Here is a 25258-nt window from a genome sequence, read left to right as displayed (position 1 = left end):
CCACCTTATTGAAAGCCTTGAATTAATGATTGGACGAGTAAGTACCAGCCATTAACGAGTACAAATAACAGTAATTTAAACGGTAATGAAATCACCATCGGCGACAGCATCACCATCCCCATCGACATCAAGACACTGGAGACGACCATATCAATGATCATGAACGGTAAGAAAATCAAGAAACCAATACTAAAGGCCGTTTTCATTTCACTAATAATGAAGGCCGGAACAATTACCGTTAAATCAATCTTATCGGGGTTTTTAGGCACCGCCTTACTTGAACCAAGATTATTTTCCTTCGCGTGTAAAAATAAATTCAAATCCTTTTGACTAGTTTGCTTGTACATGAATTTCTTAAAGCGATTTTCAGTACGATCAAGCAATTGTTGTTGGCTAATGTGGTGCTGATTATACGGCACAATCGCATCATTATAGACATCGGTAAACACCGGCTTCATTGTAAAAAAAGTTAAAAATAAGGCCAGCCCAATGAGCACTTGGTTAGGTGGATTTTGTTGGGTTCCTAAGGCGCTGCGAACAAATGACAACACCATGATGATGCGCGTAAACGACGTCATCATAATTAAAATCATTGGAATAACGGATAACAACGTCATCAATAAAAAGGTATTAATGTATTGATTGGCCCCGCCACCGATATTTTTAAAAATGTTGTTACTAGTGTCCGTCACTTGATTAATATCAATTGCATACACCGGGCTTGGTAAGACGGCTAGCACACAGATACTGCTAACTAACGTCAAAATAATCGCTAAATTTCGCTTTTTCATTTACTTTCCCTTACCTAGTTTTTGCAATAATATTTTGGTGAATTCGGCACTAACTTGTTGCGGCTTAGCAGCATTAGCTTGGCGCGTTGCTATTTCAGCGGCCACTTGGGCTTGTTCGGCCGGATTTAATTCACGAACAATTTGGTTTTGCTGTTCGGCTAAACTCATCACGTAGTATTGATCGACAATTTTAACAATTGCCAACGCCGACGTTTTGGTAACAGCAACTTTTTGAATAATTTGAATTGCCGCATCCTTTTGCGTACTATGTTTGGCAAGTAATTTAAGGGTGATATTAATTAAATAAATCACCACTAAGAGCATTACAATTGTTTGAATAATCGACCATACTGTCATTTGTTTTTCCTCGTTTATTGCAAGACCATATCGGTAATGTAGACATCCTGAATAGCTGGTAAGCCGACATTATTGTTAATTTTGTTCTTTAATTGGTTCTTTAAAGTTTGCAGATCATTATTGGTTGAAATAATGTCGTTTTGACTTTTTTGACTCAAGACACTAATGACACTATCGCGGACAATTGGTAATTTACTTTTCAACGCCGCTTTTGCTTTATCATCTGGTAACGAAACCGTTAAACTAATCTTCATGTAATGTGGGGTGTTGTCATCTGGGGTCTTCGCTAGATTAATCGTGAAGGCTGCTAACGGTAACATCACGACTTTACTGGCAAGTGCTTGCGATTCACTTTGCGCTAACGCTGATGGTGGGGTCTTGGTAACATATTTACTAATTACAAACGCGCCACCCGCACTCCCAATGATGACTAATAAAATAATCACAACCAAAATTAATGGTGACCGTTTACGACTTACATTCTCTTCTTTTGCTTTTGCCATACTTCCCTATCCTTGTAATTTTTGGTGAACCTGTTGCTGAAATTCAATAATTAACTGCACAACTTGGCCGGCCGTTTCTTGCACCGCGAACGTTTTACCATCCGTTAGCGTCAGCACGGTATCTGGTGTTTCGTTCATTTGTTCAATTAAATTAAAATTCACGTAAAACTGCTTACCAACTAATGATGTTAATTGAATCATTAATCATCTCCTCGTACTTATTGCTTCAAGCTAATCAAAGTTTGGAGAATCTCATCCGAAGTGGTAATTGATTTGGCGTTGGCTTGGTAAGCGCGACTCGCAACAATCATGTTCGTAAATTCAGTTGAAAGGTCCACGTTTGACATTTCAAGTGCCCCACTACGAACGACAGCAACCCCACTCGCAGCGGCATTACTAATTACCGGATCACCAGAGTTAGGGCTAGCCGTAAAGTTCGTACCACCGGCTTTGGCCAAACCATTCGGATTCGTAAAGTTAGCAACAGCAATCCGACCAACGGCAATTTTAGTACCACCATAAGATTGCGTAATTACCCCATCGGCCCCAATTTCTGGGGTGCCAGTAGCATTAACTGTGGCTCCCTTAACCGTGGCCGTAGCGGGAATTTTAATTGATGTTAATGTTGTACCTAAATTTGGTGCGGTTGAATCATCCTTGACCGTCACATTAGCGGCTCCCATCACTTTCACCCCACTGTTATTAACTAAGTAGCCATTCGCATCGACTTGTAACGCTCCAGCTCGCGTATACATTTGGCTACCACTAGTATCTTGCATCACCAAGAATCCAGGTCCATCAAGGTATACATCAAGCCCATTCCCAGTTGTTTGTTGGGCCCCATTCCCCATCATCGTATCAACTGATGCCGTTGTTACCCCTAAACCAATTTGCATTGGGTTGGTTCCACCAAGGCCACCAGCTGCATTATTACCAGCGGCGGCGGGGCGCATATTTTGACTCATAATATCTTGGAAATTAACCCGACTAGATTTGAAACCAATAGTATTAACGTTGGCGATATTATTTGCAACGACGTCGAGTTCGTTTTGCAAATTCTTCATTCCACTAACACCTGAATATAATGAACGTAACATTTTACTTTTCCTCCGTAATGCGCCACGCGGGCGTCTCAGTAAATTAATAAGTTGCTATATTTTTTAATTAGTTGGAGCCGATGAATCAGTTGGAGCTGGGGTTGGGGCGATAGGATCGGTTGTATCAGGGCCTAATTTACCATCGACTTCATTTAAAGCACTTAGGTCATAATACTTACCCTTCACTTGAATCGTCGCATAGCCATTGTTGAACTGCACCCGATCAACGGGACCGCTAATCGCAATGGGCTTTTTAGTATTAGGATCAATATCTGTGACCACCACGTTTTGGCCCATCAAACCAAAGGCTTGTTGTTGTTGGGACATCATCACCGTGGCTTGCAAGTTTTGGCCCAATTCGTTCATTTTTTGTAATTCACTAAATTGCGCTAATTGTGAGAGATAATCGGTATTACTACCGCCACCGCTTGAACCGCCATCCATTGACGGGTTACTCATCGTTGCGGCCATGATTTTCAAGAACTGATCCATTGAAATACCGGTACCATTATCATTATTTTTACTAATTTTGACGGAACCAGGTAAAACGGTATTCAGTGCATTGGCATTATTTGCTATATCCATCAGACTTCCTCCTTAAACTAAAATACTAACGGTCGCATCGGCCTCGGGTTGGGTTTCAACTGGTTCAACTACGACTTCTTGCGGTCCTTGATAAGCTTTACGTTTATCACCGGTAAATGGTTGACCATGACCGTGTTGACCTTGCTGGTTAAACATCATCTGTTGATTCATATCACTCAGCGTATGACTCGTTGGGGCACTAACATTGCTCACCGCTGGGGTTGGAGTGGGATTATTAATTTGCAATGGCGTGTCCGTCGTTGCTTTTAAAATCTCTTGTAACTTGGGCATGGCCGCTGCTAACATTTGATGCGTTTGACTTTGTTCCATTTTGAATTCCACGGAAACTTGCTGTTGGTTAATCTGTAAATTAACGTTAATCGGTCCTAAGCCAGCTGGTTCAAGACGGAAAACAACCACCTTGGTATCCCCTGAGCCCATGGTTTTAACTTGTTCGGTGATAACTTGGGCCATATTACTTATTTGATTCGTTGGCATCAGTGGCTGACTTTCAATTTTGACCGTTGTTAACACCGGCGTATTGGTAATCGTTGGGACTTGGTTAGGGATGATATTCCCGGTCAGCGTCGGTGGTAATTCTGGGGCCTGACTTGGCAGTTGCTCGGTTGTTGGCGCGGGGGCTTTGTCATCAGTCGTAGCTTGCCTTGGCGCAGTCGCCGAATCAGGTACTCCCGTGGCCGGCGTTATTGCTTTAAGCTCCACCGGTGCACTGGCCGCCGTTGATAAGGTTTTTTCTGCACTAAATATATTACTGTTACTAGTTTCAAAGTTGTTTATCACATCATCATTTGAATTTGTAACATTTTTAGCAACAATATTATCACTAGCGTTGCTTATCGGCTTTGAATCCTTATTTAACTTGCTATTGTCACTTGCTAATGAGGGCATAAGTGTCGTTGCTAATGGCGTACTTGTTGGTTGGCTAGTAGCGGCCATTAATTGTGGACTTGGCGTAGCCGATGCAGCTACTTCGGCGACTGGGGCTGCGCCACTATTTACTGAGGCTGGCACGTTACTAGTTCCCATGTCGGTCACGGGGCTAGCTAGTGGCTTGGCTGCTTGGGGGATTGGCACCTCTTCGACACTCAAGCTACCAGGACTTTGACTTGGTAAAGCCGTACCGAGTGCACCATCATCGCCCGCTTGCACTAGGTTATCCGTGGGGGGTAATGGTGCATCTTGTTGGGCCATTGGTAGCGGACTTGGGGCTAGTAGGCTCGCAAAAATTGCTGCTAAAGCTTGGTTATCATCACTTGAACTAGCCGCTGAGTTACTGTTTTTAGGCAAAGCATTTACGGCACTCGTTGTTGGCGGGGTGATCTGATTCATGGCGGAACTCCTTTCTTAATTTTTAATAGCCGCTAGCTTGCTGCCGCATATAATTTTGCGTCCCTACTTCATCAAGAAAAATTTGCTCCGTCCGTTTAACTTCCGCCTGATATTCGGCTAATTTTTTAACGTATAATTTTTCAATCACTTGGCGGGCTTGTTGGGCTTGGACTAAAGCTGCTTGGGTCGTTTTGACCGCTGCTTCGCGTTCGTTTTTTTGTAATGCTAGCGTTGTCATTTGATTTTCAATATCAATTAAATAGCGCCGTTGGGCTTGGAGCAGTTCGACGGATTTAGACGCATAAGCAAAGATCAGATGCTTTTCGTTTAATAACTTCGTCGTGGCCGTTTGCGCTTGGATAACCGCTTGTTGGGCTAACGCGTAGGCTTGCTTAGCGGTTTGTTCTTCCTGCTGGCGAAATTCAAGTAAACTTGCTAATTCAAATTTAAATTTTTGCATTACTATTACCTCGAGTTACATCATGGTTGGTTGTTGAAATAGTTGTTCTAACTGGTGGACCGTATTATTAAACGGAGCGTGTTCATCAACCGATTGGGTCAAAATTTGTTTGATTGGTTCGTGTAAATTAATCGCATGATCAACGGCTTGATTTGTACCAACTTGATAAGCACCAATTTCAATTAAATCCTTGGTCTCGTTATACGTCGCCATACTTTGGCGTAATTTATTAGCAGCATTGGCATGGGTGGGACTGACTAAACTTTTCATCAATCGACTCAAACTACTTTGCACATCAATCGCGGGATAATGATTTTGCCCCGCAATCTTACGTGACAAAACAATGTGGCCATCCAAAATCCCCCGGACCGCATCGGCAATCGGTTCATTCATATCATCCCCTTCAACCAACACGGTATAAAAAGCCGTGATTGAACCGTGCTCAGCTGGACCACTACGTTCGAGTAATTTAGGTAGCATCGCAAAAACCGATGGCGTGTATCCGCGCGTCGTTGGCGGTTCACCCGTTGAAAGCCCAATTTCACGTTGGGCCATCGCAAATCGGGTCACCGAATCCATCATCAAGACAACTTTCTTACCTTGGTCACGGAAATATTCAGCAATCGCCGTTGCCACATACGCCCCCTTTAACCGCACCAATGGCGGCATATCAGAAGTTGCACAGACGACAACGGCTTTTTTGTACCCATCCGGGCCGAGGTCTTTTTCAATGAACTCACGGACTTCACGGCCCCGTTCACCAATCAAACCAATCACAATCACATCAGCGTCGGCGTATTTAGCCATCATGCCGAGTAAGGTACTTTTACCAACCCCACTCCCGGCAAAAATCCCAATTCGCTGGCCGTTACCAACTGTGAGTAAGCCATCAATGGCACGAACACCAGTCGGTAAGGTTTCACGAATTGGTGGACGTTTAAATGGATCAGGGGCATCACGCATGACTGGAAATTCCGTGAATTCTTCGGTGATTTGTAAATCATCCATCGGCCGACCTAGTCCATCTAACGTGTGGCCTAATAAAGCCGGATTAACTTTGACCGTTAATGCCCGGCCAGTTGGTACGACTAAGCACCCCGGACTAATGCCATCTAAGTCATCCAAGGGCATCAAGAGGACCGTATTTTTAACAAACCCGACCACTTCAGTTAGTGCGACTTTATGGCTACTTGCTAAATGAACTTCACAAATTTCACCCACAAAGCTCGCTAAGCCGACGACCTTAATTACTAAGCCAACGACTTCACTGACTTTCCCAAAGGTTTGCGTAAACGGTTGTTGCTTAACAACGGTTAAATATTTATCTGTCGCTAATGCAAATGTCATCGTCTATCCAACCTTTTGTAATTCTACGAGTAAGTTTTTTAATTCCGTTTCTAAGTCAAACACTACTAGCGTATCGCTCGTTTCAACTTTCAACGCCGTTAATTCATATTGCATATCATCGAGTAATAAATAATGCAAATTTGGAATTTCAGCTTTCTTGGCTTCTAATTTAGCCGTTAACACTTCACGATGGGCTGGGTTAGCCGTGACGGTAATTAACTGGTCTGGTTGGCCAAGTTGTAATAACGTTGGGGCAATAATGTTCCCAATGGTCGTTTCATCTAAGTTAATTTGTTTTTTTACAATTTGACCGGCCATCGCCACCGCAAAGGCAACAATTTCGGCTTCCTTATCGTGTAAATAAGTTGCAATATCAGCTTGGGCGGCCGCATAATTTTGCTCAGCTTCCATACTAATTTGCTGGGCCATTTGATCACCAACGGCTTTACCTTCGTTATAACCAACTTCATAACCAGCCGCTTGCCCTTCTGCAAAGGCTTGCGCTTTTAACGCTTCAGCGGCTTGTTGGGCATCTGTCATAATTTGTTGGCGTAATGCTTGGTTTTCAGCATTAAATACCTGCATATTATCATCTTCACTCGGCGCTGCTAACGGTACTAAATTATCAGTAATGATGGGCTTGGGCGCATTATTATCAATGACAGTTGCTTGTTTCCAAACATTATTTGACCATTCCATCCGTATTTCCTCGTTCAATATAAATTTCACCATTATCATCTAGGCGACGAATTTCAGCGACCACTTTTTGTTGGGCTTCTTCAATCGTTGCTAAGCGGGTTGGTCCCATAAATTCAAGTTCTTCTTGAATCGTTTCGGCGGCCCGTTGTGATAAGTTCTTAAAGATAAATTCTTTAATATCAGCGGCGGCACCTTTCAAGGCCAACTTAAGGGCTTCATTATCAATTGCCCGCAATACTTTTTGAACATCCATATCAGATAATGATGTGATGTCATCAAAGGTAAAGAGACTCGTTTTGATTTCAGTTGCCAATTCAGGCTGCCGTTCTTCCAAGTCGCCCAAAATATTCTTTTCGGTACTGCGACTGGCGGCATTCAAGATACCAACCAAGACTGATACTCCACCAACATTTTCGGTATCGGCGACTTCGAAGTTTGATAATTGCGCTTCAAGCGATTCTTCAATGCGCTTGATTACTTCTGGTGAAGTCGTCGTAATTAACCCGACCCGTTCAGCCACATCAACTTGTAAATCACGCGGTAACTGGGCCAATAAAGCGGCCCCTTTTTCTGGTTGCATATAACATAAAACTAACGCGATAACTTGGGGGTGCTCATCAATTAAAACATTAACTAACTGTTGCAAATCGGCCGTCCGCGCAATATCAAATGGCCGTTCACGCATTTGTAATTGCTTTAAAACATCCAAAATTTCTTTGGCTTTCTGTGGGCCTAACCCTTGGTTTAAGACGCTTTTGGCGTAATCATAACCACCATCTAGAATATATTGGCGCCCATTAGCCGTATTAATAAATTCATCTAAAACTTGATCACGTCGTTCTGGCTTAACGTAATCAGTATTAGCGATTTCGTAACTAATTTTCTGAATGTAATCATCCGGTAGTTGTTTCATAACTTGGGCTGAAACTTCTGAACCTAAGGAAATTAGCAGAACCGCGGCTTTTTTTACGCCTTCATTCTGTTCCATGCACTCATAACTCCTAGTGTTTTATTTATCTTCACGAACCCATGTCTTAACTAAATCAGCGACAATATCGGGATTCTTCATAGCAAAATCTTTTGCCTGATTGGTTTTACTCTCAACAACTGACTCGGCATTTTCATCAAGTTCAACTGGTGTACTCGTTGGTGCTTCCGGAACTTCTTTGGCTTCATCCTCATAGTCATCGTATTCATATTCATCATCTTCTTCGTTTCGGCGGCGACTGCGAATAATGAAGAAAGTTGCTAAACCAAGGGTTAAAATTCCCGCCGCAACAGCTAAGTAAATCCATAAATCATTGGCTTTCTTAGCATCTTTAGGGGTGCTGGTAGTATTCATTTTCGTTTTAGCAAATGACACATCTTGAATATTAACGGCATCGCCCCGTTTTGAATCTAAGCCAATCGCATTGGCCACCATTGTTTGAACTTGGTTCGCACTAGCCGCGTTATTGGCATCACCATTAAGGACAACCGACGCGGTAATTCGTTGGACCGAACCGGGGGCATTAATAATTTTGGTCGTATCTGTATCAAGTTCATTATTAATCGTGCGGTTAAACGTTCCATTTTGGTCATTTTTGGCCCCCGCAACATTGGCCGCGTTATCAGGTTGGCCACTTGTTTGTTGGTTGTTAGCATTATTACCAGCAATTTGCAGGTTCTCACTGCGAATATTAGGATTACTGTATTTAACCGTATTGCGTTCAACGGAATTAAAATCAAGATCAACATTAATGGCAACTTGGAACTTACCGGCTCCATAAATTGGCGTTAATAACGTACTCAATTTTTGCGTTAATTGATTTTCATATTGTTGCTTCATTTGGAGGAATTTACTATTGCCCCCAGTCAGTGGATTATCATTACCACTGTCACCATCCGCTAAAATGCGGCCATTACTATCAACAACCTTAACGTTATCAGGATTTAAATTTTCAACGGAAGCCGACGTCAAAGCCACAATCCCTTGGACCGCGGAATCTGAAATTGTATTGCCTTTTAACGTCAAAATTACGGATGCGGAAGCTTTTTTGTCCGTTGAATCATCAAAAACACTTTGACTCGGGGTTACTAGAATCACTCGGGCTGATTGGACCGCATTTAGGGAACTAATTGAACGTTCCAATTCACCGGTTAAAGCCCGTTGATACATAATCTTACGGTCTTGATCCGTGGTCATCATGTTGGTTTTATCAAACAACTCAAAACCACTCGTACTATTTGGTAATTTATTGGCCATTGCTAAATCAATCCGCGTTTGGTCAACTTTGTCGGCTGGAATCATGATGGTTGTGCCACCATCCTCCAATTTATACGGGACATTTTGTGATTTCAAAGTCGCGGTAATATTTCCCGCATCACCTTGGTTAACATTGGCAAACAACACGCCATATTGTACCCGGGTTAATAATGTGAAACTAATCACACCAATTGCTATTAAACTAAGTAAGCCACTGATAATCCCAATCTTCATTGGGCGACTAATTGCTGACCACTTGTCCTTAATATTTCCAAAACTGCTATTAACTCGCTCCACTTACTTACATCCCTTTCACACGGTTCCTAGAATTGCATATTCTTAATATCGTTATAGGCCTCAAGTACTTTATTGCGGACCTGAACCGCTGTCTGTACTGAAAGTTGGGCTTCTGTCATTTGGACCATGGCTTTACCCAAATCATTATTATTTCCCGAAATTAACCCCGCCGTCCCTTGCTCCATCGCATTGACATTATTGTTAAGGCCGTTAATCGCATTTCCTAGTAACTGGCTGAAATTAGCACTGTGGGTCGCGGCAAAATCGGTATTTTCTAAGCCGGTTTGTTTAGCCAAAAAGCCTTGATAACCTTGTACGTTTGATAACAAACTATTGATTGATTCCATTTATTTTCTCCTCGAATTAACCGTTTAATGAAATTTGTAAGGCTTTTTGTAAAATTGATTTGTTCATTTCAGTGGCTGATACATTCGCTTCATACGAGCGTTGCGCTTGAATCATTTTGACCATTTCATCAGCCAAATTGACATTTGATTGGGCGACATACCCGTTCGCATCAGCATTGGGATTGGTTGGATCATATGTACGTTTAATATTTTGATTAGCGGTGATGCCCGTAACTTTAACGCCGTAACTGGGGGAGTTCAGACTGCTACTTGGATCATTTAAATCGGCTTGCTGTGCCATCAAATTTTCACTAAATTGAACAGTCTTGGCTTTATACGGGCCACCTTCAGGCGTGGTATTCGTATTAACATTGGCAATATTGGTTGAGCTAACATCCATCTGTAAACGATTTAAAGCTAGCCCACTCGCATTAATATTTAATCCGTTAAAAAAACTCATTTTTTATCCTCGTAATTCGTTTAATGGTTCACGATATAGCTCATCATTTGGTAGCGTCCATTTAATTGGCTAACGAGCATATTGTAATAAATTCCATTTTGCGCTTGATCGACCATTTCCGTATCAAGATCAACATTATTCCCATTGGCCCGGACTTGGGTACCCGTTTCCGTGGTAATTTGCGGTTGAATATTACTTAACGCTCCAATATGCCGGGGATTATCAGTGACCATTTGCCCCGGTCCGGTCGCTTGTTGTAGTAAATTTTCAAATTGCACCCGTTTAGCTTTGTAAGCAGGAGTATTTAAATTGGCAATATTTGATGAAATTGTTTGTGCACGGGTATTTGAAACTGATAGCGCGGTCTTCAATAAATTGTCGATTTCCATTACGAGTCCTCATCCATGTGTATTTTACATATCTCGATATATTATTAAGAAATTCTAAATAGTATTATTAAATGATAAAGAACGCAGAAAAATAAACGTTTAAAACAAATAAATCATACTTTTTATCAATTTTATTAATAACTATTTTCAGATGCTTTTAAATATAACTTAATTTTTATTTTATTTCCATACAAAAATTTACGATATTAGTAAAAATCGTTAAACTTTACAATTTTGATACCGATACTCTATCAGTATTTAAAAAAAGTTTTCTTGGAGGTTCAATTCATGCAAATTTCACTAATTTTAGGAATAATTCTTGGTTTTGCGTCAGTAGTTGTCGGAATGATTCTAAAAGGTGCTAATGTTGCGGTACTCTTAAATCCCGCGGCGGCAACGATTATCTTTGTCGGAATCATTGCCACGTTACTCAATACGTTTTCAAGTACGGATGTCAAACGGCTTCCCGGGATTGTGCGCGTGTTATTTAAAAAACAGGAACAAAACATTCCTGACACAATTGCCGAAATTGTTGAATTATCAAACACAGCTCGGCGTAATGGTCTACTTGCTTTGGAATCAGTTTTGACTGAAGATAACAACCCTTTCTTAGTTCATGGCTTACAAATGGTTGTTGACGGGGTCGCAGCTGATCAAGTCAAAGACATTCTTGAAAATGAAATTGACGCAATCGAAGAGCGGCATACCCGCGGAGCGAATATGTTCAAAACAGCCGGCACAACTTCACCGACTTTAGGGGTGTTGGGAGCCGTAATTGGTTTGATTGGTGCCTTGGGACACCTGAATGATATCACCGCTTTGGGTCATAGTATTTCAGCGGCCTTTGTCGCCACCCTATACGGAATCTTCTTTGGATACGTGCTGTTTATTCCCTTTGGTGAACGGCTTAAACAAGCTTCTAAAACCGAACTGCAAGAACTTGAAGTTATGCTTGAAGGAATTTTGGCCATTCAAGCTGGTTTATCTGCCAAAACAATCGAGAAAAAATTATATTCAATGATTGACGACGAATATATCGAAGAATAGGAGGGTTAATAATTTGCGAAAAAAAGATAAACATGAAGAAGAACCTAGTGAAGCTTGGCTCCTCCCATATTCGGATATGTTAACGTTGCTTCTTGCTTTATTCATTGTTTTGTTTGCGGTCTCAAAAGTTGATACTGCAAAATTAGCGCAACTCGAATCGGAATTTGGTAGTATTTTAGCTAGTAATCCAAATTCATCGTTAATCGCTAAGGAAAAAAATAATGCCCAAGGCCAACCCAACAATGTCATTAAACCGATTGATTCAGTAAATTTTAAACGCCAACAAGAACAACAGTTGTTAACTAAAACCTTTGAAGAAACGAAAAAAGACATCGCTAATTCACCATTACGGGATAAAGTAACCATCACGATTCAAAGCGATGGGATTCACTTAACGTTAAATAGCGATATTTTATTTGATACTGCTAGTGCCGCCGTTACTAGTGAAATGGCCAAATCATTGAGTCTCTTGGCCCCTCATATCAAAATGCTGCAAAATAATAATTTTATTATTGCTGGTTATACGGATAACTTACCAATTCAAAATAATCCCCAATATGCTTCTAACTGGGAATTAAGTTCTGCCCGCGCCATTAGTGTTATGAATTACCTAACCAATGCCCACGTTTTAGATCCAAGTAAGGTCACCATCGAAGCCTTTGCGGAAAATAATCCGGTCGCATCTAATCAGAATGCAGCTGGTCGTGCCAAAAACCGACGAATTGAAATTATCATTCAACGTAAATTCTCGTAAACAAAAAGAGGTCCCGATTATTAAATCGGGACCTCTTTTTAATTTGTTAATTTAAAGGGGGTTACAGCCATTTTTACCTGTTTAGGTATAATTTATCGTAAACTAAATAAAAATAGCAGCAAGGCTTATTTTTTTGAACACAAATTATGCTACTAATGTTTTATTCTAATAATTATGTTTTTTTGACGCAAAAAACCACAATATATAACATACAGTATATCTCATTTAAAAATATTATGCTTACATTCGGCTCGGTTTTACATAATTCGTTATATTATATAAATATTTTTAATATTATTATTAATAATATTAAAGTAATTTACCAAAAATTAAGGACCTGAACGTGCAAATCACCTCAGCTACTTCCGTCTAAATTAAAAGCGGTCCGATATGCACGCATATCGAAACCGCTTTTCTTTAGTAAAAAAGATCTGTACACCAAATGTGTCGCAGACCTTTTTAAACGTGTTCTCCTCAGCAACTAGCTCCGTCTATTTCAGCTAACTTAGATACCAAAACCGTATCTTCAGTTAGCTCGCAATAGTCCTCGCTAGTTCCCGCTGAGGCTCACACTCTTATAATTTCTAGTGGTACAAGTCAAAACGACCCTTGGCAAGCATTTCTTTAACACCACCAGTTTCCCAAAGTGACTTGTTCATGATGATCTTCTTCAAGGCTGAGGCAACATAACCCTTAACCTTAGTACCGTTACCAAGCACACCAATGGCATCAGTGTTACCTAATGAACAAACAGTACCTTGACTTACGTACTTGAAGTCTTCACCTTCTTGACCGTTCATGTCAGCAATAATGTTCATTGCAGCTACGTGACCCATTACTAATGCGATTTGAGCAGTAGTTGGGTATGGGCGGCCACTTTCAGCGTCCATAACAGCAGCAACGTCACCAAGGATGTAAACCTTGTCGTTTTCAGGATCTTTAAGTTGTGAAGTAACCATCACACGGTTACGACGAGCTTCGATACCTGAGTTAGCAATAACGTCAGAACCTGAAACCCCAGTAGTCCAGATAATAGTACCGGCTGGGAATTCGATGATTTCTTTAGTTTCCATGTTTTGGGCAACTACAACACCGTCTTTAACTTCGTTGATTCCGCGGCTAGTGTATACCTTAGCACCACGCTTAGCTAAGCGCTTAACAGCGTAGTCAGCCAAGTCTGATGGGAACATTGGTAACAATGAAGGCGCAGCATCAATACAAGTAAGTTCGATATCATCTGGAGTAACACCAGCAATCTTAGCGTACTTAGCTTTGTTTTCAGCCATGGCACCAATTAATTCCATACCAGTAAATCCGGCACCGGCAATCAAGACCTTCAAGTTATCAGGGTTCTTTGATGTACGGTAGTCTTCCAACTTAGCAATAAAGTGCTTGTAAACAGCTTCTGATGATTCAACGTCGTCCATTGGTAATGCGAATTCAGTTGCACCCTTGATACCGAAAGTTTCTGAACGGAAACCTAAAGCAACGATTAAGTAATCAAAAGTCATTGGTTCGTGGCCTTCGATTTCAACTGTCTTAGCTGCTTTGTCGATCTTAGTTACAGTTGCTTGAATAAAGTTAGTAATACCTGGTTTTACTACGTCTGAAATTGGGTAAGTGATTTTATCGGCATTAACACTACCTGCAGCAACTTCGTGGTAATCAGTTGCTTCGTTGTGGTAGCTGTTACGGTCAATCAATGTAATTTCTACATCTTTCGCTTTGCTTTGCAATACTTTTAATGCTAACAATCCGGCGTAACCTGCGCCCAAAATACCGATTTTCGTCTTGGCCATGATTAAATTCTCCTAAGTTTTTTTGATGTCTGTCCAATGTATACTACTAAAATGCATATTTTAGCCATATCTATTATAGTATAACTAATTTTGTGCTTTTTTGGCAACATTTTCACGTTCATAAAAATTATTAATTAATTTTTAAACACTAATCCACAGCAACGGTTTTGGCAATTCGACCGTTTTGAATATAAACACTCAAAATAGCAATATCGGCTGGGTTAACACCAGAAATCCGTGATGCTTGCGCTAATGTTTCTGGCTCTATTTTACCAAGTTTTTGCTTAGCTTCAATTGCTAAGCCCTCGATTGCAGAATAATCAATATTTGCCGGAATTTTCTTAGCTTCCATCCGGTGAAGTTTTTCAACTTTTTCTTGAGCCTTAACAATGTAGCCTTCGTATTTAATTTGAATTTCAACTTCTTCGACTACATAACGATCAAGGGGTGTTTCACTGGCTGGTACAAATTCCATTAACTTTTGGTAGTTAATTTCGGGCCGGCGTAACAATTCAGATGCCAAAATTGAATCCTTCATTGGATTTGAACCACAACTTACTAAGTAGGCATCTAATGGTCCATTGGGATTGATACGGATACTTTGTAAACGGGCTTTTTCAGCTTCGATAGCCGCTACTTTAGCTTCAAAAGCAGCGTAACGTTCATCATCAATTAAACCTAATTCGTGACCAACCTTAGTTAAACGTAAATCAGCATTATCGTGACGCAATAATAAACGGTATTCGGCTCGTGAAGTTAGGAGCCGGTATGGTTCATTAGTTCCCTTAGTAACTAAATCATCAATCATCACTCCGATGTAACCTTCAGAACGCTTCATTTCGTAATCAGGTCGACCAAGTGCACGTAAACCGGCATTAATTCCGGCAATAATTCCTTGCCCAGCGGCTTCTTCATACCCAGAAGTTCCGTTCATTTGACCTGCCGTGTAAAGGTTTTTGATAATTTTAGTTTCCAACGTGTGCCGTAATTGGTGTGGCGCAACCACGTCATATTCAATGGCGTAACCAGGACGCATTAATTCGGCATTTTCCAATCCAGGCACTGAATGAAGCATCTTCAATTGCACTTCTTCAGGCATTGAAGTTGAGAATCCTTGGACATACCATTCATCAGTTGTCCGACCTTCTGGTTCAAGGAACAATTGGTGTTGTAACTTATCAGCAAACCGGACAATTTTATCTTCAATTGATGGACAGTAACGCGGACCAACCCCTTCAATCACACCGGTAAACATTGGTGCCCGGTGCAAGTTTTCGTTGATAATTGCATGGGTATGTTGATTAGTATAAGTCAACCAGCAAGATAATTGTTGTTCCAAGGCCAAGTAGTCTTCATCCTTTGATGTGTAACTAAAGTGGTTGGCTTGGACATCCCCAGGCTGTTCTTCAGTAACAGAAAAATCAATTGTTTTACCGTTAACCCGTGGTGGGGTACCCGTTTTGAAACGCTTTAGTTCAAAACCAAGATCTAATAAGTTTTCTGATAACTTAATTGATGGTTGTGAGTTATTAGGACCTGATGTGTACATCAATTCCCCAATAATAATCTTCCCACGTGATGAAGTTCCGGCTGTTAACACGACTGATTTCGCCTTGTAAATCGCCCCAGTGTTGGTCCGTACCCCCGTGGCAACGCCATCTTCAACAATCACTTCTTCCACAATTCCTTGGCGTAGCGTTAAGTTAGGCGTTGTTTCAATCGTGTGCTTCATGCTGATGTGGTATTCATCTTTATCAGATTGGGCCCGCAAAGCACGCACCGCTGGACCTTTACCGGTGTTAAGCATCCGCATTTGGACATATGTTTTATCCGTGTTGCGACCCATTTCACCACCAAGGGCGTCAATTTCACGTACCACAATCCCCTTAGCTGGACCACCAACGGCCGGGTTACATGGCATGAAGGCAACCATTTCAAGTGAGATGGTCATCAATAAAGTTTTGTTTCCCATGCGGGCAGCCGCTAAAGCAGCTTCAGAACCAGCATGCCCAGCACCAACAACGATTACGTCATATGCACCAGCTTCGTATGGAATTACAGCCATTTTTATTTCTCCTATTTTTATAATCTAAGTTATTTTCCTAAACAGAATTGACTAAACAATTCGGTTAATAAGTCGTCTTGGACAGAATCTCCAGTAATTTCACCAAGTTTGTCCCAGGCATTGGTCATGTCGATTTGCACAATATCAACTGGCATCCCCATTTCAATCCCATCAATGACGGCTTGCAATGATTTAGCCGCTTGTGCTAATAAACCAATATGGCGGGCATTAGTAACCATCACAGTAGTTTGGTTATTTTCAATCCCTTCATCAAAGAACAAGTGGGCAATTTTTTCTTCTAATTTGTCCATGTTGTCATTCCGTAAAACCGATACAGCAATCATTTCATCAGCGGCAATTAAACTAGCCAATTCCGCTTGATCAATGTTTTGTTCAAGGTCAGTTTTATTTAAAATAACAATCCGTTTTTTATCGTTGGTAATTTCAATTAATTGGCGATCTTCGGCCGTTAATGGTTGGTTAGTATTTAACACTAACATGACCAAATCAGCCTTAGTAATTGCGGCCCGTGAACGTTCAACCCCAATTTTTTCAACCACGTCTTCGGTATCGCGAATTCCGGCCGTATCAATTAATTTCAACGGTACCCCGCGGACATTGACATACTCTTCAATCACATCCCGCGTAGTCCCCGCAATATCAGTGACAATCGCTTTATCTTCATGTAATAAGTGGTTCAAAATTGAACTTTTACCAACGTTTGGGCGACCAATAATCGCCGTTGCAAGGCCTTCACGGAGAACTTTACCTTGTTTAGCCGTCCGTAATAATTGTTCCACGTAAGCCTTCACATTTTCGGCTTGTTCTAACAACAATTTGGTCGTCATTTCTTCAACCGCATCATATTCCGGATAGTCGATATTAACTTCCACGACTGCCAAAGTATCCACGATATCCTTGCGAATTTTGCGAATTAAGTTTGATAAATTACCATCAAGTTGGTTTAAAGCCACTTGCATTGAGCGATCAGTTTTAGCCCGAATCAAGTCCATCACGGCTTCAGCTTGTGATAAATCAATCCGACCACTTAAAAAGGCCCGCTTAGTAAATTCACCAGGTTCAGCAATCCGCGCTCCATTAGCGAGTAATAATTGCAAAATTTTGTTAGTCGCCACAATCCCACCGTGCGCGTTAATTTCGATAACGTCTTCACGCGTAAAGGTTTTTGGCGCCAACATTACCGAAACCATCACTTCATCAATTTCTTGATTATCGTGATCAGGGTCAATAATGTGACCGTAGTTAATCGTGTGACTGGCAACTTTGGTTAAGTTTTTACCTTTAAAGACGCGGTTGGCAATCACAACGGCCTCTTCTCCACTCAAACGAATAATTGAAATTGCCCCTTCACCAGGTGGCGTACTAATTGCGGCAATCGTGTCAAATTCTGTTAATGCATCTCCTGCGTTAGCCATGATAATTCCTTTCTGGGTACTAAAAAAGTGCCTACACCACCCCCATTGATTTGTTGGGTGGCGAAGCACTTTCACTACTTCGGTGATATAGAGTGCGACACAAACTGGGAAACCTTGAGCACTACAGATAATCAATGCAAATGCGGATTTGGCATTTGTAATTGATTGAAGTAGGCGGAAAGGTTTGGTTTGTGGAGCACGTTTTAAGAGTGCGACAAGGGCCGTTTAAGGTCCGTAGCATACTAGGCAGAACCATTGACTCGGTTTATGAGTCAGTCGGTTGTGACGTATATGCTTAGGAACTTGGTCCTTGGAGCACATTTTAAATGCCTAAAATCGGGCACCTTTTTACTACTTTTTATTCAGCAGTCTTCATCGTTAATTAAGCCGCACTAAAAAAACGTCCCAATTAACGGATAACAGACTTATTCTAATCAGTCAACTAACGGATGTCAACCAATCAAATGACTTTCAATGTAACTTATGCATCAAGCCGGGCAATCGCTGCTTGGCTCAATTCAATTTTAACGCATCGGAATGGTTCTTTACCAATTGAAGTTGTTAAAATATCGGTATCATCAGCCAAGGCACTGTGAATTACTTTTCGTTCAAAAGCTGGCATTGGCTCAAGCGTTTCGCTTTGACCCAAGCTAACAACTTTATCGGCTAAACGATATGCTAAACGTTCAAGTTTTTCATTCCGTTCTTCACGGTAGTTACCAACATTTAACATCACTTGGGGGTGGTTAATGCCCGCTTCACTTAAGTAAGCCGTTGCCAAAGTTTGCATTGCATTTAAGGTCCGACCGTATTTACCGATTAATAACCCTTCGGTGGCGGTTTCAAACTGAATATTTAAAGTATTTTGACCCCAAGTGGCGTCAAGATCACCTTCAATGCCCAACGCTCCTAAAATAGTTACTAAATAATCAATTACTTCATCCGTCGCTTTTTCCCACCGTTCGCGATTTTTCGCTTGGCGTTCAAGTAACGCTTGTTCATCATTATTTGGTGTACTAACGATGGCCACATTAATTGGTTCATCTAAGGATGGGACGGCTTGTGCGACCATCATTGGTTGGACCATTTGACTTTGTTCTTTAATAATAATTTCGACTTCTGCTGCAACATGGTATAAGCCAAAAAATTTGGCCTGGCCAGCATTTATGACGTAAATTTCAACCGCATCACGGTTAACCCCAAGAATTTCTAATCCCCGGTTAGTTGCTTCTTCTATTGTTTTTCCTTTAAATCGTGCCATTTTATTTCCCGCTTATTATATTCTAATAATTAATTATACCCAATCCTGCCGTTTTTGTACGCGTTAAATGGTTAAATATTACAAATAATTCGCGTTTCCTCCAATAAATGTTAAAAAAGCCAATATATCTAATTTAATATGCGTTATTTTTCGCTATATAAGGCTTCAATTAAACTAAAAATAACCAAGCTGGGCATTATTTAACCCGGCTTGGCTATTTTTAAAATTATCAATCAAACCAAATCGCAATTTCACGGGCCGCGTGTTCCACACTGTCTGAGCTATGAACGACATTGCGAATAATACCATCCGCCCATTCACGACCAAAATCACCCCGAATAGTCCCAAAATCAGCTTCAGATACATTAGTCTTACCGGCCATTCGCCGAAATACACTAACCACATTAATCCCACTAGCAATAATCGCCACAATGGGTCCTTCTTGCATATATTTAACCATTTCCGGATAAAAAGGCTTATCAACTTTATCTTCGTAGTGCCGATCAAGTTGGGCGCGCGTTGCCTTAGTTACTTTAAGGGCTTCGATTGTGTAGCCTTTACGTTCTAACCGTGTAATTACTTCACCAATATGCCCTTGGCTAACTCCATCTGGTTTTACTAAAATTAATGTCCGTTCTTCATTCATGATTAACTCCATCGCTTTCATAATCTGTTGAGTAAGTCGTGCTGATTACGAATTACTTTACTTGCAGTCATAATACCACTTTTTTGTTTAACTTTGTTGTATCTTTCACAAAAATCACTTAGTTTAACTGAATTTTTATTTTAGCTTGATTTAACGGTTTTTTGAGCCTTTGTGTTTAATTTCACGTATTTAGAGGAAATATTTTCAAACGTTGGAATTATTTCCCAAAAAGGAATTATTCACACTAAAAATTATACAAAAAAAGTGCCAAGATTTAATATCTTGGCACTTAATACTAATTACTTCTTTTTAAGAGCATTCCGTCGAGCTTTTTCAAGCTTACGTTGACGGGCTTTTTCAGCCGCTTTCTTTTCAGCGCGCGCTGCATTGATCTTAAATGGATTTTGGATAAACCAAGTTTGCACCATTTGGAAGGCATTTGAAGCCACCCAGTAAAGTGACAACGCTGATGGCAATGATAACGCCGTAATAAAAATAATTACAGGCATCATAAATGTCATCGACTTAGTAACTCCTGTTTGCTCTGGCGCTGAGGCCATTGCTAACCATGAACTACCAAAAGTAAAGATTGCCGCCAAGATTGGCAAGACAACATATGGATCTTGGTGTCCAAGTTGGAGCCATAAAAAGTGACCTGTTCGCAACTCTTGTGTCCGGAAAATTGCTTGGTACAAGGCAATCAAAATTGGCATTTGTACTAACAATGGCAACAAGCTCGCAAATGGGTTAACCCCTGCTTCTTTATATAAGACTTGTGATTCACGTTGCATTGCAAGTCGTGAATCATTATCACGACCTGGGTATTTTGCTTGCAAGGCTTTAATTTGTGGTTGAAGATCTTGCATTTTTAACATTGATTTTGATTGATAAATCATCAATGGCAAAATAAGAATCCGAATAATTAACGTGAATGCAATAATCCCAAACGCATAATTGTTTCCCAACCAGTGAGATAAACCAATCAAAGCGCGTGAGAAGTTCAAGATAATACCACCATCCCAGATACCCGTTGAGTGTTCTGTGATTGGTTTATTACTGCAGGCAGCTAAAAAAACTGTTAACCCTGCAACCATGGTCACAAGTAAGCCAAGCTTCTTTTGTGACCGTTTCTTTGCTGTGTGCATAAATTCTCTCCTACTTACTTGAGATTTACGAATAATTACTTATTTGAAGTTGGCAAAAGCGTTGCTAATTGTAGGGCATGGACCAAATTTTCACAAATTTCAGCCATTGGCCGGCCATTAGCTGATGGACGGGCAATCACTAGGAAATCGTAATTAGGATCAATCTGTGCTTTATATTCCAATAAAGTTTGCCGGATACGACGCTTTACATATACACGGTCGTGGGCTTTACCGACCTTTTTCCCCACTGAAATTCCCACTCGAAAGTGTTTAGCGGTCGGCTGTTCCATTTTATATATGATAAACATACGATTAGCAACTGAATGTTTGCGATCAAATACTTTTTGAAATTCCGCTTCTTTTTTTACGCGATATGACTTCCGCATTTTTTCCCTCTCAATCCTGGAATAAGCGATAAAAAAAAGTCACTGTGACCAGTGACCTTCTTATGCAGATAACACCTTGCGGCCTTTTTGGCGACGACGTGCTAATACTTTGCGTCCGTTTGAAGTGCTCATGCGCTTACGGAAGCCGTGAACACGTTCGCGGTGACGTTTCTTTGGTTGGTATGTGCGTTTCATTGAGAAGACACCTCCATTCTTTTCTATATATTTACATCGAAATTATGACATCTCTTTGCATTTCCGTAATATCATAGCACAAAAGTAGTGAATTGTGAACTAAAAAAACGGGAATATATTTTTTTACCAGGTCCTTATTATCCCCAATACCACGCACTGTTGTCAACACCCCTGTGAATTACGTTTTTTTAACAGCCCAGTTTTACAAGATTTCTGCACAAGTTATCCCAAAATCCCCAGGGTGTGCATAGTTATTAACACGCCCCTGTGGATAAAGTGGATAACTGTTGTAAGCATTGCCGAGCTTGCTTTCTTCAGCCACAAAAAACGGTGGATAACTGGAAAATAACTAGTTTTCCACTGATTTATCCACATCCTTGTGGAAAAGTAACACACAGTTGTGTGGATTTTTTTCTTTTTTTGTCCACACCTGTGGATAACACTGGAAAATTTTTTTATTTATGCTATTCTAGATTAAGTTAAATTTATGATTGAGAAGAGGAACCACAATAATATGGTTGAACGGAACGCATTATGGTCGGCAATTGCTGACCGCTTCAGAAACAAACTGGAGCGTCCATCATATGACAATTTCATCCAGCCAGCTCGTCTAGCACAATTTGATGCCAGCAAACATACGGCTGTGATTGAAGTTCCAAATGAATTATCGCGTGATCGGTGGTTAAAAACCTATTCAAAGGAATTCACCACCTTTGCATTTGAAACTAATCAAATGTTACTTGCAAATATTGAAGTGCGCGTCGTGGAGCCAGTTGTTGACTTAATTGAAGAAATTGAAAAGAACGATAATCCCGACTTACAACGCCAAGCCGTCCTAAAACACGGTAATAACTTGGATCCAAAATATATTTTTGATACGTTCGTGGTTGGGGCCACTAACCAATTAGCCTACGGAGCTGCCTTAGCAGTTTCGGAAGGTTCTTTGGAATATAACCCGTTACTCCTATACGGAGGTGTTGGTTTAGGAAAGACCCACTTGATGCAAGCCACCGGCAATAACGCACTTCTAAATGATCCCAATCAAAAAGTGCTTTATGTAACGTCAGAACAATTTACCAATGACTTCATCAGCGCAGTCCGTAATGGGACAACCGAAAAGCTGCGCGAAGAATATCGGAATGCCGACTTATTATTAGTCGATGACGTTCAATTCTTGTCTGGTAAAGAGTCAACGCAACAAGAATTTTTCCACACCTTTAACGATATTTTGGGGCACAGTGGTCGGATTGTAATGACTTCTGATCGCTTGCCAAAAGACATCCCCGATTTAGAAGATCGGTTAGTTTCCCGCTTCCAATGGGGATTATCGGTTGATATCAACAAGCCAGATTTTGAAACGCGGATTGCAATCTTGCTAGAAATGTCTGAAAAAGAAAATATCGAAGTCGACCGGAATGTCATTGAATTTATTGCTAAACAAGTCGACAGTAACGTGCGGGAACTTGAAGGAGTTTTCAAACGTGTCGCCGTCATTTCAAAATTTGATAGCGGGGTTAAAGCAACCATTGATGATGCAGCTAAAATCTTGGCCGAACTTGATATTGCCCAAAAATCCGAAGTTACCATCAGTTTTATTCAAGAAACCGTGGCAAAATTCTTCAATGTTTCTGTTGCAGACCTTAAAGGTAAAAAACGGAACAAAGAAATTGTCATTCCACGGCAAATTGCGATGTATTTATCGCGTGAATTAACCGACAACTCATTACCAAACATTGGGCGTGAATTTGGCGGTAAAGATCACACGACGGTCATGCATGCGACTGAAAAAATTTCTATAAATCTTGAAAAGAACAGTACTTTACAAAAAAATATTACTAGTTTGAAAAAACAAATCAGCGGCGAATAAGTTTTCCACTTGTGGATAAGTCGCGTAGTTTACACAAGTTTTCCACAAAGCAATTCACAAGTAAAAACGTTGCTAGCTCAGTTCAGATAATAGTTTTCCACAGAATTCACAGGACCTATTACTACTACGGACTTTTTTATATATAATATCTATATCACTAAACACTCAGATTGGAGCTCGAACTCATGAAATTTACCGTCAATCGTGCAGCCTTCATCAAGGAACTTAACGATGTGTCACGTGCCATTGCATCACGGACAACTATTCCTGTTTTAACAGGTTTAAAATTAGTGGTTGATCAAGACGGCATCACTTTAACTGGTAGCGATTCAGATATCTCAATTGAAACAACGTTGAGTATTGCTGATGAAGCTGCGGCCTTAAACATTGACCAACCAGGGGCAATTGTTTTACCAGCCCGCTTCTTTATCGATATTGTTAAACAATTACCAGCGCAAGCGATGACTTTGGAAATGACAACTGGCTTCCAAACTAAAATCACTTCTGGATCAGCATCATTTACAATTAATGGTTTGGATGCGAACACATATCCTAACTTGCCTGAAATTGAAGCAACTAATTCAGTAACTTTAAGCGCAGAAACTTTACGTGAAATTATTTCTGAAACCGTGATTGCCGTTTCTAACCAAGAAAGTCGCCCAATTTTAACTGGGGTCCACTTTAGCTTGAACAATAACGAATTTTTAGCAGTGGCAACTGATTCACACCGGTTAGCGCAACGGAAAGTGGCCTTGGAAGATACTTTGGCAGCAACTGCCGATGTGATTATTCCTGGTAAATCACTTAACGAATTAGCTAAAATGCTTGAAAGCGTTGAAACGGTTGAAATGCGGATTGCGGAAAACCAAGTATTATTTATCTTGGGTAAAACATTGTTCTACTCACGCTTACTTGAAGGTAATTACCCTGATACAACACGTTTGATTCCAAAAGAAAGCGATACTACGGTTACTTTTAACGCAACGGAATTACTTTCAGCAATTAACCGGGCTTCCTTGCTTTCACATGAATCACGCAACAACGTGGTTAAATTAGAAATCAATCCAAGTGGGGCCAAAATTACTGGTAACTCACCAGATGTGGGTCAAGTTGAAGAAGCCTTAAACGTCAAAGCACAAGCTGGTAACGAATTGGCAATCTCATTTAACCCGGATTACATGAAGGATGCCTTGCGTTCATTTGGTAATATTGATATTGAAGTTAGCTTTACGACGGCTTTACGTCCATTTACTTTGATTCCAGTTGAAAATGGTGAAAGCTTTATTCAATTAATCACGCCAGTGCGGACATTCTAAAAATAAGAGCGCGCCATAAGTTGGGCGATATCGAGAAATACACTAAAAATCCTCTATGAAGAAAATTCTTCATAGAGGATTTTGTCGTATTTTGGTTAGCTACCGCAAAGTAGCTGAGTTATCCACATGTGGACAAAAATAGTGCAATAACGGCGCTGTAAAAAAATAAATTAATTAAGTAGTGCGGTAGGCCACCATTAAAACGGGGTTAATTTGCCGTAAAATCGAACAAAAGCCGTTTTAAGCTAAAATGAGCTAATTTTTACGAAATGTAATAAATCTATCTCAGAGTGGTCTTTTTTCTTTAAACGGTTTTAAAACGCTAATTCAATTGTTTTAATCATCAAAAAACGGTATAATTATCAAGTATAGATTAGTGTCGAGTCGAGTTATTTGGTGCCCATGGGGGGTGGC

The 25258-nt window shown here is 40.6% G+C and carries 27 protein-coding genes; 4 read left to right on the top strand and 23 right to left on the bottom strand.

The window, feature by feature from the left end; all coding sequences use genetic code 11:
• Window positions 1-5 precede the first annotated feature (5 nt).
• The 15 genes from fliP to flgB form a co-directional block, all read right to left on the bottom strand.
• Window positions 6-791: a flagellar type III secretion system pore protein FliP gene (gene fliP / locus LQZ76_RS01535; protein WP_230097011.1), complete on the bottom strand. Its 786-nt coding sequence runs from the start codon at window positions 789-791 to the stop codon at window positions 6-8.
• Window positions 792-1148, bottom strand: coding sequence for a flagellar biosynthetic protein FliO (locus tag LQZ76_RS01530; protein ID WP_230098004.1), 357 nt, complete (start codon window positions 1146-1148; stop codon window positions 792-794).
• A gap of 14 nt (window positions 1149-1162) precedes the next feature.
• Window positions 1163-1651 carry a flagellar basal body-associated FliL family protein gene (locus tag LQZ76_RS01525; RefSeq protein ID WP_230098003.1) on the bottom strand — a complete coding sequence of 163 codons (489 nt, stop codon included), beginning with the start codon at window positions 1649-1651 and terminating at the stop codon, window positions 1163-1165.
• A gap of 6 nt (window positions 1652-1657) precedes the next feature.
• Window positions 1658-1852: a flagellar FlbD family protein gene (locus LQZ76_RS01520; RefSeq protein WP_230098002.1), complete on the bottom strand. Its 195-nt coding sequence runs from the start codon at window positions 1850-1852 to the stop codon at window positions 1658-1660.
• Between the two features lie 17 nt (window positions 1853-1869).
• A complete protein-coding gene (locus LQZ76_RS01515) occupies window positions 1870-2748 on the bottom strand; it encodes a flagellar hook-basal body complex protein (RefSeq protein WP_230098001.1) in 879 nt (292 codons plus the stop codon).
• A gap of 63 nt (window positions 2749-2811) precedes the next feature.
• Complete coding sequence (locus LQZ76_RS01510; protein WP_230097006.1) at window positions 2812-3333, bottom strand: flagellar hook assembly protein FlgD; 522 nt, start codon at window positions 3331-3333, stop codon at window positions 2812-2814.
• Window positions 3334-3345: 12 nt separating this feature from the next.
• Window positions 3346-4683 carry a flagellar hook-length control protein FliK gene (locus LQZ76_RS01505; protein ID WP_230098000.1) on the bottom strand — a complete coding sequence of 446 codons (1338 nt, stop codon included), beginning with the start codon at window positions 4681-4683 and terminating at the stop codon, window positions 3346-3348.
• 22 nt (window positions 4684-4705) lie between these two features.
• Window positions 4706-5143, bottom strand: coding sequence for a flagellar FliJ family protein (locus LQZ76_RS01500; RefSeq protein ID WP_230097999.1), 438 nt, complete (start codon window positions 5141-5143; stop codon window positions 4706-4708).
• Between the two features lie 15 nt (window positions 5144-5158).
• Window positions 5159-6490: a flagellar protein export ATPase FliI gene (gene fliI, locus LQZ76_RS01495; RefSeq protein ID WP_230097998.1), complete on the bottom strand. Its 1332-nt coding sequence runs from the start codon at window positions 6488-6490 to the stop codon at window positions 5159-5161.
• A gap of 3 nt (window positions 6491-6493) precedes the next feature.
• Window positions 6494-7189, bottom strand: coding sequence for a FliH/SctL family protein (locus LQZ76_RS01490; RefSeq protein ID WP_230097997.1), 696 nt, complete (start codon window positions 7187-7189; stop codon window positions 6494-6496).
• A complete protein-coding gene (fliG, locus tag LQZ76_RS01485) occupies window positions 7173-8177 on the bottom strand; it encodes a flagellar motor switch protein FliG (protein WP_230097996.1) in 1005 nt (334 codons plus the stop codon). Before fliG ends, LQZ76_RS01490 begins: the two co-directional genes overlap by 17 nt.
• A gap of 21 nt (window positions 8178-8198) precedes the next feature.
• Window positions 8199-9731, bottom strand: a complete 1533-nt coding sequence (gene fliF, locus LQZ76_RS01480; RefSeq protein ID WP_230097995.1) for a flagellar basal-body MS-ring/collar protein FliF — start codon at window positions 9729-9731, stop codon at window positions 8199-8201.
• A gap of 26 nt (window positions 9732-9757) precedes the next feature.
• Window positions 9758-10078, bottom strand: a complete 321-nt coding sequence (gene fliE / locus LQZ76_RS01475) for a flagellar hook-basal body complex protein FliE (protein WP_230097994.1) — start codon at window positions 10076-10078, stop codon at window positions 9758-9760.
• A gap of 16 nt (window positions 10079-10094) precedes the next feature.
• Window positions 10095-10538 carry a flagellar basal body rod protein FlgC gene (gene flgC, locus LQZ76_RS01470; protein WP_230097993.1) on the bottom strand — a complete coding sequence of 148 codons (444 nt, stop codon included), beginning with the start codon at window positions 10536-10538 and terminating at the stop codon, window positions 10095-10097.
• A gap of 20 nt (window positions 10539-10558) precedes the next feature.
• Complete coding sequence (gene flgB / locus LQZ76_RS01465; RefSeq protein WP_230096997.1) at window positions 10559-10927, bottom strand: flagellar basal body rod protein FlgB; 369 nt, start codon at window positions 10925-10927, stop codon at window positions 10559-10561.
• A gap of 288 nt (window positions 10928-11215) precedes the next feature.
• Between flgB and LQZ76_RS01460 the strand changes: the two genes are divergently transcribed.
• Entirely contained in the window at window positions 11216-11974 is a 759-nt protein-coding gene (locus tag LQZ76_RS01460) for a MotA/TolQ/ExbB proton channel family protein (RefSeq protein ID WP_230097992.1), read from the top strand.
• Window positions 11975-11987: 13 nt separating this feature from the next.
• Window positions 11988-12728: an OmpA/MotB family protein gene (locus tag LQZ76_RS01455; RefSeq protein ID WP_230096995.1), complete on the top strand. Its 741-nt coding sequence runs from the start codon at window positions 11988-11990 to the stop codon at window positions 12726-12728.
• A gap of 584 nt (window positions 12729-13312) precedes the next feature.
• Here the strand turns inward: LQZ76_RS01455 and LQZ76_RS01450 are convergent.
• The 8 genes from LQZ76_RS01450 to rpmH all read right to left on the bottom strand — a co-directional run bounded on the left by LQZ76_RS01450 (window position 13313) and on the right by rpmH (window position 21661).
• The gene (locus LQZ76_RS01450; protein ID WP_230097991.1) at window positions 13313-14527 is read right to left on the bottom strand and encodes an NAD(P)/FAD-dependent oxidoreductase; all 1215 of its coding nucleotides are present in this window, start codon (window positions 14525-14527) and stop codon (window positions 13313-13315) included.
• A gap of 148 nt (window positions 14528-14675) precedes the next feature.
• Entirely contained in the window at window positions 14676-16592 is a 1917-nt protein-coding gene (gene mnmG, locus LQZ76_RS01445; RefSeq protein ID WP_230097990.1) for a tRNA uridine-5-carboxymethylaminomethyl(34) synthesis enzyme MnmG, read from the bottom strand.
• 29 nt (window positions 16593-16621) lie between these two features.
• A complete protein-coding gene (gene mnmE / locus LQZ76_RS01440) occupies window positions 16622-18028 on the bottom strand; it encodes a tRNA uridine-5-carboxymethylaminomethyl(34) synthesis GTPase MnmE (RefSeq protein WP_230097989.1) in 1407 nt (468 codons plus the stop codon).
• A 481-nt stretch (window positions 18029-18509) separates the two neighbouring features.
• Window positions 18510-19289, bottom strand: a complete 780-nt coding sequence (jag, locus tag LQZ76_RS01435) for an RNA-binding cell elongation regulator Jag/EloR (RefSeq protein ID WP_230097988.1) — start codon at window positions 19287-19289, stop codon at window positions 18510-18512.
• A gap of 229 nt (window positions 19290-19518) precedes the next feature.
• Entirely contained in the window at window positions 19519-19935 is a 417-nt protein-coding gene (ndk, locus tag LQZ76_RS01430; protein WP_230097987.1) for a nucleoside-diphosphate kinase, read from the bottom strand.
• A gap of 299 nt (window positions 19936-20234) precedes the next feature.
• Window positions 20235-21080, bottom strand: coding sequence for a membrane protein insertase YidC (locus tag LQZ76_RS01425; protein WP_230097986.1), 846 nt, complete (start codon window positions 21078-21080; stop codon window positions 20235-20237).
• Between the two features lie 35 nt (window positions 21081-21115).
• Complete coding sequence (gene rnpA, locus LQZ76_RS01420) at window positions 21116-21466, bottom strand: ribonuclease P protein component (RefSeq protein WP_230097985.1); 351 nt, start codon at window positions 21464-21466, stop codon at window positions 21116-21118.
• Window positions 21467-21526: 60 nt separating this feature from the next.
• Complete coding sequence (gene rpmH, locus LQZ76_RS01415; RefSeq protein ID WP_002828338.1) at window positions 21527-21661, bottom strand: 50S ribosomal protein L34; 135 nt, start codon at window positions 21659-21661, stop codon at window positions 21527-21529.
• Window positions 21662-22175: 514 nt separating this feature from the next.
• Here rpmH and dnaA point away from each other — a divergent pair.
• Together dnaA and dnaN are read left to right on the top strand one after the other, a co-directional pair.
• Window positions 22176-23528, top strand: a complete 1353-nt coding sequence (gene dnaA, locus LQZ76_RS01410) for a chromosomal replication initiator protein DnaA (protein WP_230097984.1) — start codon at window positions 22176-22178, stop codon at window positions 23526-23528.
• 185 nt (window positions 23529-23713) lie between these two features.
• Window positions 23714-24844 carry a DNA polymerase III subunit beta gene (dnaN, locus tag LQZ76_RS01405; RefSeq protein WP_230097983.1) on the top strand — a complete coding sequence of 377 codons (1131 nt, stop codon included), beginning with the start codon at window positions 23714-23716 and terminating at the stop codon, window positions 24842-24844.
• Window positions 24845-25258: the final 414 nt, after the last annotated feature.

The organism is Periweissella ghanensis, from assembly GCF_918814755.1.
GTDB classification, from domain to species: domain Bacteria; phylum Bacillota; class Bacilli; order Lactobacillales; family Lactobacillaceae; genus Periweissella; species Periweissella ghanensis.
The sequence above is the reverse complement of the archived record's forward strand: the minus strand, read 5'-3'. Positions and strand labels throughout refer to the sequence as shown.